This window comes from Roseibium aggregatum, from assembly GCF_017309185.1.
Lineage (GTDB): Bacteria > Pseudomonadota > Alphaproteobacteria > Rhizobiales > Stappiaceae > Roseibium > Roseibium aggregatum_B.
The window spans coordinates 1,301,330-1,316,936 of record NZ_JAEKJZ010000001.1; the positions used below are offsets into that span (position 1 = coordinate 1,301,330).

Consider the following 15,607-nt stretch of genomic DNA (forward strand, 5'->3'; position numbering starts at 1 on the left):
TCAACGACAAGAGACTGCAGGAGATCTAGCGGGCGGCAGGGCAGGCGGTCTTGAACGTTTGTGCAGCCAGGAACCGGACGGAATCAAGGCGGCACCGGAGGAAGCCGGCATCGAGCGGATAGAGGCCAGGTTCCGTGGCAACGGTTTCACACCGCACCGGCATGATACGTATGCAATCGGCCTGACACTCAGCGGCGTTCAGAGCTTTCAATACCGGGGAGAGGAACGCGCCTCCATGCCCGGGCAGGTCATCGTCATTCACCCCGATGAGCTCCATGACGGTGGGGCCGGAACCGAACACGGCCTCCGTTATCGGATGATCTATGTTCCGCCGGAAAAGATCTCCGAAGCGCTCGGTTCAAAAGAGGCTGGCGGATTGCCCTTTGTCACATCTCCGGTGCTTTCAGAGCCGCAATTCCGGAGGGATCTGATCGATGCGCTTGTCGATATCGACCGGGAAATGGGACCGCTCAAGCGGGACTGTCTGCTGGCCGACCTTGCGGCTTGCCTGAAGCGGCATTCGGATACGCCCTCGCCGAAAAAGAAACTCTTGAACCGGCCCGCCCTGCAGGCCTGCGGCGATCTCCTGCGGGAGTGCTGCGACGAGCCGATTGCGGTCGAGACGCTGGAAGACATCGCCCAGATGGACCGGTTCACGTTGTCCCGGCAGTTCCGGTCCTATTTCGGCACAAGCCCGCACAGGTATCTGATCATGCGCAGACTGGACAAGGTGAAGACGGAGCTGGCGGCTGGAGCCTCTTTGGCGGACGCGGCCACAAGCAGCGGATTTTCAGATCAAAGCCACATGACCCGCCACTTCAACCGAGCGTTCGGCATGTCGCCGGGCCACTGGCGCCGGCTGCGTTCCGCTGCGCTCTAAAGCCCGTTCGGCCCGAACTTGTTCGATCTAGGGAAGCCGGTTGGTGGCAGGCGGCCGGCCTGACCGCGTTCACCGCGCCAGTCGGCGAGCTCTTCCATCGAACGGGTAAAGCTCCGGCCGGAGCTGTCGGTCCAGGTCAGGCCGTCCTCGCCCTTGAAAACACGGATGTCGGAGAGGTTGCCGTCTCTGTAGCGTTGCAGGCGCACACCCCGTCCCCGGCCCATCTGCGGTATTTGCGCCAGCGGGAACACAAGGAGCTTGCGGTTTTCGCCGATCACGGCCACCTGATCGCCCGTCGCCTCGACGCACAAGGTGGCTTCGCAAGGCGTCGTCAGGTTAAGCACCTGCTTGCCTTTTCTGGTATTTGCGATCACGTCGTCCTCGCCGACGACAAAGCCACGCGCCTCGTTGCTGGCAACCAGAAGCATCCGGCCCGGCTTGTAGACAAACGCGTTGACCACATCCTGGGCCTCGTCCATTTCCACTATCAGGCGGATCGGCTCGCCGTGACCACGACCGCCGGGCAGGCGATCGGCGCCGAGCGTGAAGAACTTGCCGCCGGTGGAAAAGATCAGGATCTTGTCGGTTGTTTCGGCGTGGAAGGAAAGTTTCAGCTTGTCGCCCTGCTTGAACGACAGGCTCGACAGGTCGCTCTGATGGCCTTTCAGGGCCCGGATCCAGCCTTTTTCGGAGATGATGACCGTGATCGGTTCCTTCTCGATCATGGCCTGCTGGATGTCGACGATATCCGCTTCCGGTGCTTCGGCCTTGTCGGTCCGTCTCTTGCCGATGTCGGTTTCCGGTCCGTAGACCTTGGCCATCTCACCGATTTCCTTGGATATCTTGGTCCACTGGCGGGCGTCGGAGCCAAGCAGCTTGGTCAACTGGTCCTTTTCGTCGGTAAGCTTTTCGTGTTCCTTGCGGATCTCCAGTTCTTCCAGCTTGCGCAAGGAGCGCAGGCGCATGTTGAGGATCGCTTCCGCCTGGACGTCGGTCAGTTCGAACACCCGCATCAACTCGCCCTTGGCATCGTCCTCTTCGCGGATGATGCGGATGACCTCGTCGAGGTTCAGATAGGCGACCAGATAGCCTTCAAGCACTTCCAGCCGGTGGTTGATCTGGGCAAGCCGGTGCTCGGACCGTCGGATCAGAACCACCTTGCGGTGGTCGAGCCACTCGCGCAGCACCTGCTTGAGACCCATCACCATGGGCACCCGGCCCATGGAGAGCACGTTCATGTTCAAGGAGAACCGGTTTTCCAGATCCGTTAGTTTGAACAGGGATTCCATCAGGAGGGCGGCGTCGACATTGCGCGAGCGCGGCACCAGCACGATCCGGATATCTTCGGCCGATTCGTCGCGAACGTCGTCCAGAAGCGGCAGCTTGCGGGCGGTCAGCAGCTCGGCGATTTTCTCGATCAGCCGCGACTTCTGCACCTGATAGGGGATTTCCGTGACGACGATCGCCCATTGACCGCGCCCGAGATCCTCAACCTCCCAGCGGGCGCGGACGCGAAAACTGCCACGGCCCGTCGCATAGGCTTCCCGGATGGACCCCTGGTCCGACACCAGCAGCCCGCCGGTCGGAAAGTCCGGACCCTGGATGTGCTCCAGAAGTTCGTCGACCTCCGCCTTCGGATTCTGGATCAGGTGCTGGCACGCCATGCACAGCTCATAGGCGTTGTGTGGCGGGATGGAGGTGGCCATGCCGACCGCGATGCCCGAGGAGCCGTTGCCGAGAAGGTTGGGAAAACCGCCGGGCAGAACGATCGGTTCCTTGTCCTCGCCGTCGTAGGTTTCGCGGAAGTCGACCGCGTTCTCGTCGAGACCGTCGAGCAGGCGCCGGGCCGTGTCGGTCATGCGCGCTTCGGTGTAACGCATGGCGGCGGCGTTATCGCCGTCCACATTGCCGAAATTGCCCTGTCCGTCGATCAGCGGATAGCGTTGCGCGAAGTCCTGGGCAAGGCGGACAAGCGCGTCGTAGACCGCCTGGTCGCCGTGCGGATGGTATTTGCCGATGACGTCACCGACCACGCGCGCGCATTTCTTGAAACCGGCGCCCGGATCGAGTTTCAAAAGCCTCATGGCGTAAAGCAGCCGCCGGTGAACCGGCTTCAGACCGTCCCGCACGTCCGGCAGGGCCCGGTGCATGATGGTCGAAAGGGCATAGGCCAGGTAGCGCTCTTCCAGCGCTTCCTTGAGGTTGATCCCTTCAATGCCGCCGGAGGGAGGCGGTGTCGTCTCTTTTCCCATAATGGCTTGCTAGCTTCTTATGTGAGCCGGCGCAATTCGTTCGTCGGATTTCCGGCCGGGAAGGGCGGATTTTCAACGGATTTCGAGCAACAGATGGATAACCGACGAGACATTGATGATCGGCACCGTGGCGCTTCTGCCCACTTGTCCTCGCACGTCAAGAAAGAAAAATTAGTTTTGTTTAAGCTTTTCAGGTTAAGTTATCGATGCCGCTTTCATCAGTGCAGTTGTGTTCATGTTCAGGCGAATTATAAATATAATAAATAAAGATATTTTTGGCTTTTTAAGAGAAGACAGCAGCGATCTTGACGTCGCGGCCGCGCAATACCGCTCAATTTCCCGGCAAGCGCCGTTTATGTATGTCATAGCCCTTTTCGGCGGCTGGTGGCTGGCGATGACCCATTGGTCCGTCGCGCCGATCTGGGTAACCCTGATCTATCCTGCCGCAATGACGCTCTACATGGGGCAACGCATCTTCATCAGCCTCAAGCGCTGGAACGCGCGGCCCGGCCGGGCGGAGCTCGAGCGCTGGCACGGGAAGATCAAGTTCGTGACGGTCGTCTCGACAGGTCTGTTCACGCTCTGGATGCTGTCGTTTTTTCCCTACGGCGATCCCGACCTGCAGGTGCAGACGCTCTTCGTCATTTCGGTGATGTTCTTTGTCATCATTTTCACCTTGATGAACTTGCGTAAGATGATGATCTTGTCAACGGTCCTGGCGAACGGCATCTACCTCGCGTATTTTTATAACTACAATCAGCAACAATTTCTGTTCGTTGCCGTTTTCCTTGCTCTCGTGTCTTGCGGAATGGTCCTCGTACTCAACATGCAGTACCTGGATTTCGTGAAGCTCATCCACACAAGCAAGGACCTGAAGGCGCAGGCCGAGGAACTGGAGCGGAAGCAGGTCGAGACCTGGGAACTGAGCGAGCAGAACTATCACATCGCCAACCATGACAGTCTCACGGGATTGCCGAACAGGCGGTGCTTTCTAGCCGAGCTGGATAGACGCTTCGAGGCGGCAAAGATCGCTGGAACGCCCCTGGTGCTGTGTATCTTCGACCTGGGCGGCCTGAGAACGATCAATGAAATCTACGGCGTCAAGGTCGGCGACGAAGTTCTGCTTGAAGTCGCCCGGCGGCTGGACGAAAAACTGTCTTCGGAGAGTTTCGGCGCCCGTCTCGCGGGAGACGAGTTCGCAATCCTGGCGGATAACGGAGACTTCGATCTGCCTTGGGCGAAGGCTTTTTTCCGGGATCTGTTTGCCGAGAGTTTCAGCTTACCCGAAACGCAGGTCCGGTTGAGCTACCATGCGGGACTTGCCCGGCTTCACGAAGCCGTGGCATCGCCGATCGTCCTTCTTGAAAAGGCGGTCTATGCCCAGCAACTCGGAAAACGCAACAAAAACGACCCTGTGGTCCTGTTCGGCGCGGATCACCGCGAGCAGATGTCTCTGAACACCCGCATCGCGCAGGCATTGCGGTCGCCGGCGATTGTGGACGAAATGTCGGTTGCCTATCAGCCAATCGTCGAAATCGAAAGCAACCGCATCATCGGCGTGGAATGCCTCGCGCGCTGGAACAATGCGGAACTCGGCTCCGTGCCTCCCGGCAGTTTCATTCCCATCGCCGAACAGTCCGGGGTGATCAACAGGTTGACCCTGGACCTGCTCATCAAGGCTCTTGTCGCGGCCGCGAACTGGCCGGACGATCTGCGCATCGCCTTCAATCTGTCGGCAACGAACCTCTCGTCGAGAGGGTTTGCCGTCACTTTCCTGGAACTTTTGAAAGAGCACCGGTTCAATCCCGCCAGATTGACATGCGAAGTGACCGAGACATCGGTCCTTTGGGATTTCACCGAAGCTCAGAAAACCATCAGGACTTTGAAGGAAGCAGGTATCCGGCTGTCGCTCGACGATTTCGGGACCGGCTATTCCAGCCTGTCTCATATCCACAATCTGCCGCTCGACTGCCTCAAGGTCGACCGAAGTTTCGTCAGCGGGATCCATCCGGAAACGACCGGCTACGGCATCGTGAAGTCAATGCTTGCACTGTGCCGGGACAGGGGGATCTTGTGCATTGTCGAGGGCGTCGAGACACACGCGGAACTGGAAGTATTGAAAAATCTCGGTGCCCGGTACGTTCAGGGCTACCTCTATTCGAAACCGTTGGCCGGTGAGGATCTGGATTCGCTGCTGCGCTCCGGACGAACAATTGAACCGGCGTCGTGCGAGGAAACCCGTGCCGTCGTCTCCTGACCGCGGCACCCAGAACGGTCCCGGTTCAGAAATTCCAGGGAAAATCTTCCCGATATTCCTTTTCCAAAGCGGTCAGCAGCGGCTCCCGGGTTCCGCTGTTCCGGATGTTGTGCTCTTCGAGAAAGCGGTTCAAAAAGAACCCGGTCAGGCCGAACCCCTGGGTGACGTCGGCCCAGGTCAGTTCACTGCCTGCCTGGCGCTGGCCGTCCAGGAGAAAGGATGGCAGGGGCAACAATTTGTCATGATAGGGCTTCCCGGCATCGCGGCTGACGGCACGCGCTGAACGCGGCGATACATAGATCAGGTCTTCCGTAATGCCGGTGGCGGCGCAGGCTGTCAGATCCAGCCCCAGACCCAGGTCTTTGAGAAGTTCGAGCTCGAACCGGATCAGAAGGGCGGCCGCCGCGTCGGGCGTCCCGAGATGATCGAGCACGACGCAGAGCGCGTGGTAGAGACGCGGATAGGGATGGCGCTCCGGCAACAGCCGGGCGAGAAAGGCCAGGTGCTGCAGGGCCGTCAAACCGACCGTGCCGGTCATGAGATCGCCGGCGCGCAGATTTTCCGGCTCGATCTGGAATTGTCCGAGCTGATCCGCAAGCCGCGCTTTCCAGGTCAGGGTGAGCTCGTTACCAGGCTGGAGCATCGGGCGCTGGCGTCTTGAGCGTCCACCGCGCACGAGACCGAGGTGGCGGCCATGCTCCAGCGTCATAGCCTCCAGAATGATGTCGTTCTCGCCGTGTCTGCGGGTGGTCAGGACCACCCCGCGTCCGCTCCATTCCACCTCTAAGATCCCCGGCAAAGACGCTTGGTCAAATCACTTCGGAAATTCCAGGCCCATTTCCCGGTAGCGCTCCGGATCGTCCGCCCAGTTCTCGCGCACCTTCACGAACAGGAACAGATGCACGGGGGCCTCGATGATGTCGGAGAGTTCCTCCCGGGCAGCCTGGGAGATGGCCTTGATTGTCTGGCCGCGCTTGCCGAGAACGATGCTCTTCTGGCTGTCGCGCTCCACGTAGATGGTCTGCTCGATCCGGGCGGAGCCGTCCTTGCGGGTTTCCCAGCGTTCCGTCTCCACCGTGGAAATGTAGGGCAGTTCCTGGTGCAGGCGCTCGAACAGTTTCTCCCGGGTAATCTCCGCGGCGAGAATGCGCAAGGGCAGGTCGGACGGCTGGTCGTCGGGGTAAAGCCAGGGCCCTTCCGGAACCCTGGAGGCGAAATGATCGAGTATTGCCTCCGTCCCGTCGCCGGTCAGCGCCGACACCATGAAGGTCTCCTCGAATTCGAGAAACTCGTTGGCCTTCTGCGCCAGCTGCAGCAGTTTTTCCCGCTTGGCGATGTCCGTCTTGTTCAGGATCAGAACCTTGGGGGCGCTCTGGCCCGAGAGCCGCTTGAGGATGTTCTCCACTTCCTCGTCGATCCCCTTGCGGGCGTCGATCAGGAGCGCAATCAGATCCGCGTCGCGGGCGCCGCCCCAGGCGGTGTCGACCATGGCCCGGTCCAGCCTGCGTTTCGGCTTGAAAATTCCCGGTGTGTCGATGAATACGAGCTGGGCCGCCCCGTGCATGGCAACACCGCGCACAATGGTGCGCGTGGTCTGCACCTTGTGGGTCACGATCGAGACCTTGGTGCCCACGAGCTGATTGATCAATGTCGACTTGCCCGCGTTTGGGGCGCCGATCAGCGCGATGAAACCGGCCTTGGTGCCGCCCGGCATGGCCGGCAGGGGATCGGGCAGGGGCATGTCGAACCGGCCTTTCGGCGGCTTGAAGCCATTGTCTTCATCCGCTTCGGTTTCCGGCCCGGCCGTCTCGTCTTGGTCGCTCAAATGTCTTTATTCCTTCCAGACGCCTTCCCGGCGCAACACGGCTTCGGCGGCATTCTGTTCCGCCAGCCGTTTCGATCCGCCCCGTCCTTCGCCGGGCGCGAGACCCTGAACGGCCACCGAAACGGTGAAATTCGGCGCATGGTCCGGTCCGTCCCGGCCGCTGACCTCATAATTTGGAGTAGGTAGACCCTTGGACTGGGCCCATTCCTGCAGCGTGGTCTTGGCGTCCCTGAGCGGACCCGACCAGGATAGCATACGCGGTTCCCAAAGGCGCTCGATAAAAGCCTCGGCAGGGCCATAGCCGCCGTCGAGATAGATCGCCGCGATGACCGCCTCGCACATATCGGCCAGTAGCGCGGTCTTCTTGCGCCCGCCGGTTTGCGCTTCGGCGAGACCGATGCGCATGGCCTCTCCGACACCGAGTTCCTGGGCGATCTCCGCGCAGGTCTCGCGCTTGACCATGTGATTGAACCGGCGCGCCAGCTCGCCTTCGTCCGCCTTGGGGAAATGCCGGTGAAGCATGCTGGCAATCGCCAGACCGAGCACCCGGTCGCCCAGAAATTCCAGCCTCTGGTAACTGCCTGAAACGGTCTCCGAAGGTGCGAGCGCACTGGCATGGGTGAGGGCGACGCGCAAAAGCTCCAGATCCCTGAAGTCATACTGCAAGGCGGCTTTCAGCGACGAAATCGCATTCGGTTTCAGTTTTTCAGTCATTTGGCCGTCACGTTTTCCGGTGCTCTGGACCCCGGAACGCGGTCTTCAAAGGGTCCGTCCGATCCGCTCCCAGCGCACGCTCCAGGGCCATGTCCAGATCTGCCAGGCAGGCGTTTCGTCCTTGATGGAGAAGAACAGGATCTCGGCGCGTCCCATGAAATTTTCAAAGGGCACATAGCCGACCTTGTTGAGCACGCGGCTGTCGACGGAATTGTCCCGGTTGTCACCCATCATGAAGTAACTGCCCTCGGGAACCTCGTATTCGCGGGTATTGTCCAGCATGCCGTTGGACGTAAGGTCCAGCGTATCGTAGGAAACGCCGTTCGGCAGCGTTTCGCGGTAGCGCGGTACCCTGCGCACGGCGCCGGAGGGGGACTGTTCGATGTAGTCGTCGATCCGCTCGCGCTTCACCGGTTTTCCGTTGATGTGCACGATACCTTCAATGACCTGGATGGTGTCACCCGGCAGGCCGATAACCCGTTTGATGTAGTCCGTGGAGGTGTCCGTCGGCAGCTTGAACACGGCAACGTCGCCGCGTTCCGGTTCGGATGCGAAAAAACGCCCTGAAAACGGCGCCAGCCCGAAGGGGAAGGAAAACCGTGAATATCCGTAGCTGTACTTCGATACGAACAGGTAATCGCCGATCAGAAGCGTGTCCTTCATCGAACCGGAAGGGATGTTGAACGGCTGAAACAGAAAGGTCCGCACGATAAGGGCGAGCAGAAGCGCCTGAACGACGACCTTGACTGTCTCGTAGAGGCCGCTTTCCGTTTCTTTCTTGTTGTCTGTCACGCTCATTTTGTCCCTTAACGTTCGTCCGCAGGCCTTTCGGGCATCATGCTTTGAAGAGAACGCACAAAAACGCTCACCGTTCTGCGGCCGGCCATTTTTTTGCAGAATCAAACGATTCCGGTTGAGTCTCTGCCAACCCCGGCGCGCGGCCGCCAGCCGGACTTGTAGCCCTTCGCGCGGCGGTACGCAATGCAATGAAAAGCGCTTTCACCGGGGCCGCCCGCCTGTTCGCGGTTTCAAGCGCCACTGTCTTCGTCCGGTGCGGTTGCTGGGGCGGGATACAGCCGATTGCCCTTGGTGGCCAGCGACTGCTTGCGGCGGCGTTGATAGATCTCCACGCTTTTGTAGACGACCGCGTAAGACACCGATCCGACGACGAGACCCAAAGGAACAGCGCCGACGAACATGGGTTTCAGCATCGGCCAGACCGCATCCAGGGAACTTTCGAAAAGGCCATGCTGAAACTGTCTGTGGACCTGATGCGGATCCGTCTCCGGGGCCTGCCCGTGCAGGATCCATTGGCCGATCTTGAAGGTGAAGGCCCAGATGAACGGAAAGGTCAGCGGATTGCCGACCGAGGTTCCGAGCGCGGAAGCGATCAGGTTGCCACGCACGAGAAAGGCGATGGCGAAACCGGTGAGAAAGTGAAACCCCACGAGGGGCGTGCAGGAGGCAAAGGCTCCCGCCGCGAAGCCGAGCGCGATCGCATGCGGCGTTGCCGTCAGACGCAGCACGCGTTTGCCGAAATACCGGGTCGAACGCGACCAGCTGTTCCGCGGCCAAACGGCTACGCGCAATCGTTCGATGCGCGTCGGCTTTTGTCGGCGTTGAAACAGCATGGTCCTCAGTCGTGTCCTTTTGTCAGCTCAATCCGCGGCTGCCCGGTTTGACCGCGGGCAGGGCCGCCAGGTCCGGTGGCAGATTGTCCGGTTCGTAGGCGGGGACCTTGTAGTCCGCCAGCGCGACGAGTGGCACGGAAACATCCGCTTCGCCGCCGGAGCGGTCGATCAGGCAGGCAACCGCGAGGACTTCAGCACCAAGAGCTTTCAACGAGGTTACCGTTTCGCGACTTGAAAGCCCGGTCGTGACGATATCTTCGACAATGATCACGCGGGACCCCTTCGGCAGCTCGAAACGGCGCAGCCGGAACTCGCCGTCTTCCCGTTCCACCCACATGGCCGGGACGTTGAGATGCCGGGCCGTCTCGTAGCCGGGGATCAGGCCGCCGAGGGCGGGGGAGACGATGTAGTCGATCGGTCCAAGCCCGGCGGTCCGCACCTTGTCCGCCAGCGCTTTGCAGAGCTTTTCCGTTTTGTCCGGATACATGAAAACCCGTGCCTTCTGCAGAAAAACCGGGCTGCGCAGGCCGGAAGTCAATATGAAATGTCCCTCCAGTATGGCACCGGCCTCCCGGAAAACGGCGAGGACTTCATCGCGTGTCATGAAACAAGATCCTTTTCGAATTGGTCGCGCCCGGTTTCATGCCGGTCTCAGCCGTTGACCCGGCTGACGCTTGAAACATTTGGTTTGGTGCGGAGCTGGTTGATGATCCGGTTCAGGTGTTTCAGATCCCAGACTTCCAGATCGATAATCATCTGGTGAAAATCGGAAGCCCGCTGCATCATTTTCAGATTGTCGATGTTGCCGCTGTTTTCTCCGATTACTTGAGCGATGGTTGCCAGGGACCCGGGCTCATTGGCCGCCGAGACGTCCAGTCTCGCCGGAAAACGCTCCGGATTGTTGACATCGATGTCCCAGCGCACATCTACCCAGCGCTCGGTCTGGTCGTCGAATTCCTTCAGGGCCGGTGACTGTATCGGATAGATGGTCAGGCCTTCGGAGGGGGTCAAGATGCCGACGATCCGGTCTCCCGGCACAGCGCCGCCTTCCGGAGCGAAACTGACCGGAATGTCGCCGGACAGCCCGCGGATCGGTAGGGCCGGCCCCTCGAAGTCTTCAGCCGGCAGTTCGCCGTCCGCTTTGCTGCCGTCGACACCAACAGGAGGGATGCGGAACTTGAGGCCGTGGCCTTTTTTCAGGCCGAACCAGCCTTCCTCCATCGGGGGGCCGGAAATGGCCACTCGCTCGTCCTGATAGTCCGGGTGCGCCGACTTCAGAACGGTCTGGGCACTCAGGTCGCCCCGGCCTACCGCCGCAAGCAGATCCGCGACGCTGGTCTGATTGTGATTGGCGAGAACCGCTTCGAGAAGATCCTCCGAATAGACCTTTTCGGCCCGGGCGAAGGCGCGTTTGAGGATGTGTTCCCCGAGCGCTCCGTACTGCTTGCGCACGGATTCCCTTGTGGCTCGGCGGATGGCCGCGCGAGCCTTGCCGGTGGTGGCGATCGCCTCCCAGGCCGGCGGTGGCGTCTGGGCCGGAGAGCGGATGATTTCCACTTCGTCCCCGTTGTGGAGTTCGGTGACGAGCGGCATGATCTTGCCGTTGACCTTGCAGCCCACACAGGTGTTGCCGATGCCGGTATGGACCGCGTAGGCGAAGTCGATCGGGGTCGCGCCCCGGGGCAGGGCGATCAGCCGTCCCTTGGGAGTGAAGCAGAAGACCTGGTCGTGAAACAGCTCCAGCTTGGTGTTTTCCAGGAATTCTTCCGGCGTGTCGCCCTGGGCGAGAAGCTCGGTCGTGCGCCGGAGCCATTCGAAGGCGCGGCAGTCCTCCGAGTGGCGGGCGATGTTGCGGCCGCCGAGTTCGCCGTCCTTGTAGAGCGCATGCGCGGCGATGCCGTATTCCGCGACACGCTCCATGGCCATGGTACGGATCTGCAGCTCGACCCGCTGACGGGACGGGCCGACGATGGTGGTGTGGAGCGACTGATAGTCGTTTTGTTTCGGCGTCGAGATGTAGTCCTTGAACCGGCCCGGAACGGTGGGCCAGGTGGTGTGGATCACGCCGAGCACGCGATAACATGCCTCCACGGTGCCGACGGTCACGCGAAAGCCGTAGATATCGGACAGTTGCTCGAAGCCGATGGCCTTGCGCTGCATCTTGCGGAAGATCGAATAGGGCCGTTTCTCGCGCCCCTTGACGAGCGCCGCCATGCCCCGGTCGCTCAGGCGTTCGGTCAAGGTGGTTTCGATGTCCCTGATCAGATCGCGGTTGCGCTCCCTCAGGTCCGCCAGACGGTCCGTGATGGTCTCGTAGGCTTCCGGGTTGAGCGTCTTGAAGGAAATATCCTCCAGTTCCTCACGCATGTCGTGCATGCCCATGCGCCCGGCGAGCGGCGCATAGATCTCCATGGTTTCCTCGGCGATCCGGCCGCGCTTGTGCTGCGGCATGTGATGCAGCGTACGCATGTTGTGAAGCCGGTCGGCGAGCTTGACCAGAAGCACCCGGACATCGTCGGCGATGGCCAGGATCAGCTTGCGGAAGTTTTCCGCCTGCTTTGCCTTCTGGGACACCAGGTCGAGCCGCTTGATCTTGGTGAGGCCTTCGACGAGCTTGCCGATTTCCTCGCCGAACAGGGAGTCGATTTCCGCCCGGGTGGCGTCGGTGTCCTCGATGGTGTCGTGCAGGAGGGCGACGGCGATGGTCGCATCGTCCAGGCGCAGATCCGTCAGGATCGCGGCGACTTCGAGCGGATGAGAGAAATAGGGATCGCCCGATGCGCGCGTCTGCGGGCCGTGCTTCTGCATGCCGTAGACATAGGCCTTGTTGAGCAAGGCTTCATCCGCATCCGGATTGTAGCGCGTAACCCGTTCAACGAGTTCGTATTGACGCATCATGGCCGCAACCGACCCTCGTCACCTGAGCCTGGAGTTCGTCCCGCTGTCCGGCAAACACTGAACGAACTTCAATTTCAAAAAGGTGACTAGCTGATGAGATTTCTAGTGAGATTTTCGAATTTGAAATTCACCGCGCTTGCGATCGGCAGAAAATCAGCGGGGTAAGTTAAACCGCCCGAAGCGCCACCGCGAACCGGTGGTGCTTCGGTTAAAACGCTGAGACGCTTAGACGTCGTCCGTCCGTTCCGGCGGAACCAGACCTTCCAGGCCGCGCAGCAGGTCTTCTTCAGACATGCGGTCGAATTCCACCGCGCTGTCGTCAACGGAATTGACCTGGGTAAGCTGCTGTTGGCTGGAGGGCACAACCGGCACGGCTTCGGCTTCCGGCTCGTCCACTTCCACAAACTTCTGCAGGGAGTGGATCAGGTCCTCTTTCATGTCTTCCGGGCTGACGGTCTGCTCTGCGATCTCTCTCAGGGCGACAACGGGGTTCTTGTCGTTGTCGCGTTCGATCGTGAGCGGCGAACCGCTTGAGATCATGCGAGCGCGATGCGCAGCAAGCAGCACCAGCTCAAACCGGTTTTCGACCTTGTCGATGCAATCTTCGACGGTCACGCGCGCCATTCGACGTCTCCATAGGCTAAAGGGCTTGAAAGATCAGCGTATAGTGTTCACATATCTAAAAAGCAACCCCCTGTCACAATTATGAGGGGACGGCCGCTTTTCCCCGAAGTTTTGAGCGTTTTTTAAATGAAGCTCTCGCTTTTGCGTTGATCGGTCCCAATATTATAGTGTAGGCCACTAAAACGGCTATAGAGAGAATCAAAAAGCCGTTGGGAAAAACTAAAACAAAAAAGGCTGGCGGAAGCTGAGCAGGCTACAGCTCTTCACAGCATAAATATGCGTTGATTGGACAGTGGACAGTCTGGGGTTTGGCTGGTGGGAGCCGGATTCTTTGCCACAACTAAGTAGTCAATGCATATGACTCGGAAAGGTTTCAAATAAGATGTTTGATGCTCGAGAAAAGGTCGCTTTGTTCATTGATGGAGCCAACTTGTACTCAACGGCCAAAGCGATCGGCTTTGACATTGACTACAAACGGTTGTTGAAGGAGTTCCAGGGTCAGGCGTATCTGCTGCGCGCGTATTATTATACCGCCTTGATCGAGGATCAGGAGTATTCCTCGATCCGGCCGTTGATCGACTGGCTCGATTACAACGGCTACAAGGTGATCACCAAACCTGTGAAGGAATTCGTCGACAGCGCAGGGCGCCGCAAGGTCAAGGGCAACATGGACATCGAACTGGCGGTCGACGCGATGCAACTCGTCGAGTCCGTCGATCATGTGGTTCTCTTCTCCGGCGACGGCGACTTTCGTTCGCTGGTCGAGGCCCTGCAGCGCAAGGGTCGCAAGGTCAGCGTCGTCTCCACGTTGAAGACGCAACCGCCGATGATCGCAGACGACCTGCGCCGGCAGGCCGACCATTTCATCGATCTGGCCAGCCTCGCCAACAAGATCGGCCGCGACCCCTCCGAGCGTCCCGCGCGTCCGCAAACGCCCGCGCATCTGGATGACGACGACGAGGACGACGACTACTGAGATCTTGGATGCTCGTTGTGAGTTACCCGTTGTGAACGGCGGTAGTGTTCCGGTCGACCCGCCGCTGGACTGTCCGGTCTGTCCGCGTCTCGTGGCCTTTCGGAACGAGATGAAGGAGGCCCATCCCGGCTGGTTCAACGCGCCGGTACCCTCCTTTACCTCCAAAGCCCCGCGTCTCCTTGTCATCGGACTGGCCCCCGGCATGAAAGGCGCGAACTGCACCGGCCGGCCCTTCACCGGGGACTATGCCGGGGATCTGCTTTACAAGACGCTCCTCGACTTCGGTTTCGCGCAAGGGACCTACCGTGCATCGCCGGATGACGGACTGACGCTCAGGGACGCCATGATCACCAACGCGGTGCGCTGCCTGCCGCCGCAGAACAAGCCGACCGGCCCGGAAATCAAGGCTTGCCGGCCTTTTCTTCTGGCGACCCTGGCAGCCAATCCCTCGGTCCGCGCCGTCCTGGCTCTGGGGCGGATCGCTCACGAGACTTTTCTGACCGCCCTGGACCTGCGCCGGGCCGCATTCCCTTTCGCGCATGGGGCGCAGCACAATCTCGGGACAGGCGGGCTGACACTGTTCGACAGCTACCATTGCTCGCGTTACAACACCAACACCGGCCGCCTGACGGAAGACATGTTCCGCTCCGTGTTCGTGAAGATCCAGACCCATCTTTCCTGAAGATACTTGGCCACGATTGCCCAGGCTCGCTCCGCTGAACGCCCGAGCCTGAGCCGTGACGTCATCTCCGTTCCGTGTGAAAATCCCGGTTCTGCGGTCACGTGTCCTGGGTGCTGGCATCCGCGTCGACGACGACCCAGCCGTTCGGGCTCAGATGCTCCTGAGGCTTGAAGCGGGCCTTGTAGGCCATTTTGGGCGAGCCCTCGACCCAATAGCCGAGATAGACATAGGGCAGGCGCATTTTGCGGGCGCGCTCCACATGGTCGAGGATCATGTAAGTGCCGAGCGTGGTCTCCGCGAAATCGGGATCGAAAAAGGAATAGACCATGGAGAGCCCGTCGGAGAGCTGATCGCTCAAGGCCACGCCGAGGAGGGGACCTTCGCCCGTTCCTGTCAGGAACGTGTCCGGTCCGCGGCGGCGGTATTCGATCACCATGGTCTCGACATGGGTGTCTTCCACCATCATGGCGTAGTCGAGCACGCTCATTTCCGTCATGCCGCCGTTTTCGTGGCGCGTGGTGAGATAGGTGCGGAAGAGGTCGTATTGCTCGGACGACGGGCTCGCTGGCATCCGGGCGCCGACGATCTCCGCGCCGGCTTTCCATACCCGTTTGAGCGATTTGGTCCAGTTGAAGTCGTCCACCCGGACCCGGACCGACACGCAGGCCTGACAGGCTTCGCAGGCCGGCCGGTAGGCGATGTTCTGGCTGCGCCGGAAGCCGCCCTGGGTCAGGACCTCGTTCAAGGCGGGAGCGCCGTGGCCGACCAGATGGGTAAACACCTTGCGCTCCTGCTTGCCTTCAAGATAGGGGCAAGGCGCCGGCGCGGTCAGATAGAACTGGGGATGGTCTGTGGGGTGCCGTGTCAC

General features: G+C 60.3%; 14 protein-coding genes. 4 read left to right on the forward strand and 10 right to left on the reverse strand.

The genetic code is table 11. The features are described from left to right. Positions 1-58 precede the first annotated feature (58 nt). Positions 59-880 carry an AraC family transcriptional regulator gene (locus tag JF539_RS05620; RefSeq protein WP_328809201.1) on the forward strand — a complete coding sequence of 274 codons (822 nt, stop codon included), beginning with the start codon at positions 59-61 and terminating at the stop codon, positions 878-880. On the opposite strand, the gene parC is transcribed toward JF539_RS05620, so the two are convergent. Further along, complete coding sequence (gene parC, locus JF539_RS05625; protein ID WP_207139344.1) at positions 877-3,132, reverse strand: DNA topoisomerase IV subunit A; 2,256 nt, start codon at positions 3,130-3,132, stop codon at positions 877-879. The two genes, JF539_RS05620 and parC, sit on opposite strands and share 4 nt — an antisense overlap. Before the next feature lie 355 nt (positions 3,133-3,487). Here parC and JF539_RS05630 point away from each other — a divergent pair, with 355 nt between their 5' ends. Next, on the forward strand, positions 3,488-5,389 hold the full coding sequence (locus JF539_RS05630) for a putative bifunctional diguanylate cyclase/phosphodiesterase (protein WP_207139345.1): 1,902 nt from the start codon (positions 3,488-3,490) through the stop codon (positions 5,387-5,389). Between the two features lie 25 nt (positions 5,390-5,414). On the opposite strand, the gene recO is transcribed toward JF539_RS05630, so the two are convergent. The 8 genes from recO to rpoZ form a co-directional block, all read right to left on the reverse strand. Further along, on the reverse strand, positions 5,415-6,170 hold the full coding sequence (gene recO / locus JF539_RS05635) for a DNA repair protein RecO (RefSeq protein ID WP_207139346.1): 756 nt from the start codon (positions 6,168-6,170) through the stop codon (positions 5,415-5,417). Positions 6,171-6,203: 33 nt separating this feature from the next. Next, positions 6,204-7,130 carry a GTPase Era gene (era, locus tag JF539_RS05640; RefSeq protein ID WP_207140858.1) on the reverse strand — a complete coding sequence of 309 codons (927 nt, stop codon included), beginning with the start codon at positions 7,128-7,130 and terminating at the stop codon, positions 6,204-6,206. A gap of 90 nt (positions 7,131-7,220) precedes the next feature. Continuing rightward, positions 7,221-7,928 carry a ribonuclease III gene (gene rnc, locus JF539_RS05645; RefSeq protein ID WP_207139347.1) on the reverse strand — a complete coding sequence of 236 codons (708 nt, stop codon included), beginning with the start codon at positions 7,926-7,928 and terminating at the stop codon, positions 7,221-7,223. 45 nt (positions 7,929-7,973) lie between these two features. Beyond that, a complete protein-coding gene (gene lepB / locus JF539_RS05650) occupies positions 7,974-8,726 on the reverse strand; it encodes a signal peptidase I (RefSeq protein WP_207139348.1) in 753 nt (250 codons plus the stop codon). 230 nt (positions 8,727-8,956) lie between these two features. Next, positions 8,957-9,559 carry a DUF2062 domain-containing protein gene (locus tag JF539_RS05655; RefSeq protein WP_207139349.1) on the reverse strand — a complete coding sequence of 201 codons (603 nt, stop codon included), beginning with the start codon at positions 9,557-9,559 and terminating at the stop codon, positions 8,957-8,959. A 22-nt stretch (positions 9,560-9,581) separates the two neighbouring features. Beyond that, a complete protein-coding gene (gene pyrE, locus JF539_RS05660; protein ID WP_207139350.1) occupies positions 9,582-10,163 on the reverse strand; it encodes an orotate phosphoribosyltransferase in 582 nt (193 codons plus the stop codon). Between the two features lie 47 nt (positions 10,164-10,210). Then, positions 10,211-12,457 carry a RelA/SpoT family protein gene (locus tag JF539_RS05665; RefSeq protein ID WP_207139351.1) on the reverse strand — a complete coding sequence of 749 codons (2,247 nt, stop codon included), beginning with the start codon at positions 12,455-12,457 and terminating at the stop codon, positions 10,211-10,213. A 225-nt stretch (positions 12,458-12,682) separates the two neighbouring features. Beyond that, complete coding sequence (gene rpoZ, locus JF539_RS05670) at positions 12,683-13,081, reverse strand: DNA-directed RNA polymerase subunit omega (protein ID WP_207139352.1); 399 nt, start codon at positions 13,079-13,081, stop codon at positions 12,683-12,685. A 382-nt stretch (positions 13,082-13,463) separates the two neighbouring features. Here rpoZ and JF539_RS05675 point away from each other — a divergent pair, with 382 nt between their 5' ends. Further along, positions 13,464-14,057 carry an NYN domain-containing protein gene (locus JF539_RS05675; protein WP_207139353.1) on the forward strand — a complete coding sequence of 198 codons (594 nt, stop codon included), beginning with the start codon at positions 13,464-13,466 and terminating at the stop codon, positions 14,055-14,057. Next, complete coding sequence (locus tag JF539_RS05680) at positions 14,029-14,739, forward strand: uracil-DNA glycosylase (RefSeq protein ID WP_207139354.1); 711 nt, start codon at positions 14,029-14,031, stop codon at positions 14,737-14,739. Before JF539_RS05675 ends, JF539_RS05680 begins: the two co-directional genes overlap by 29 nt. 97 nt (positions 14,740-14,836) lie before the next feature. Here JF539_RS05680 and JF539_RS05685 read toward each other — a convergent pair whose 3' ends face one another. Continuing rightward, positions 14,837-15,607 carry an arginyltransferase gene (locus tag JF539_RS05685; protein ID WP_207139355.1) on the reverse strand — a complete coding sequence of 257 codons (771 nt, stop codon included), beginning with the start codon at positions 15,605-15,607 and terminating at the stop codon, positions 14,837-14,839.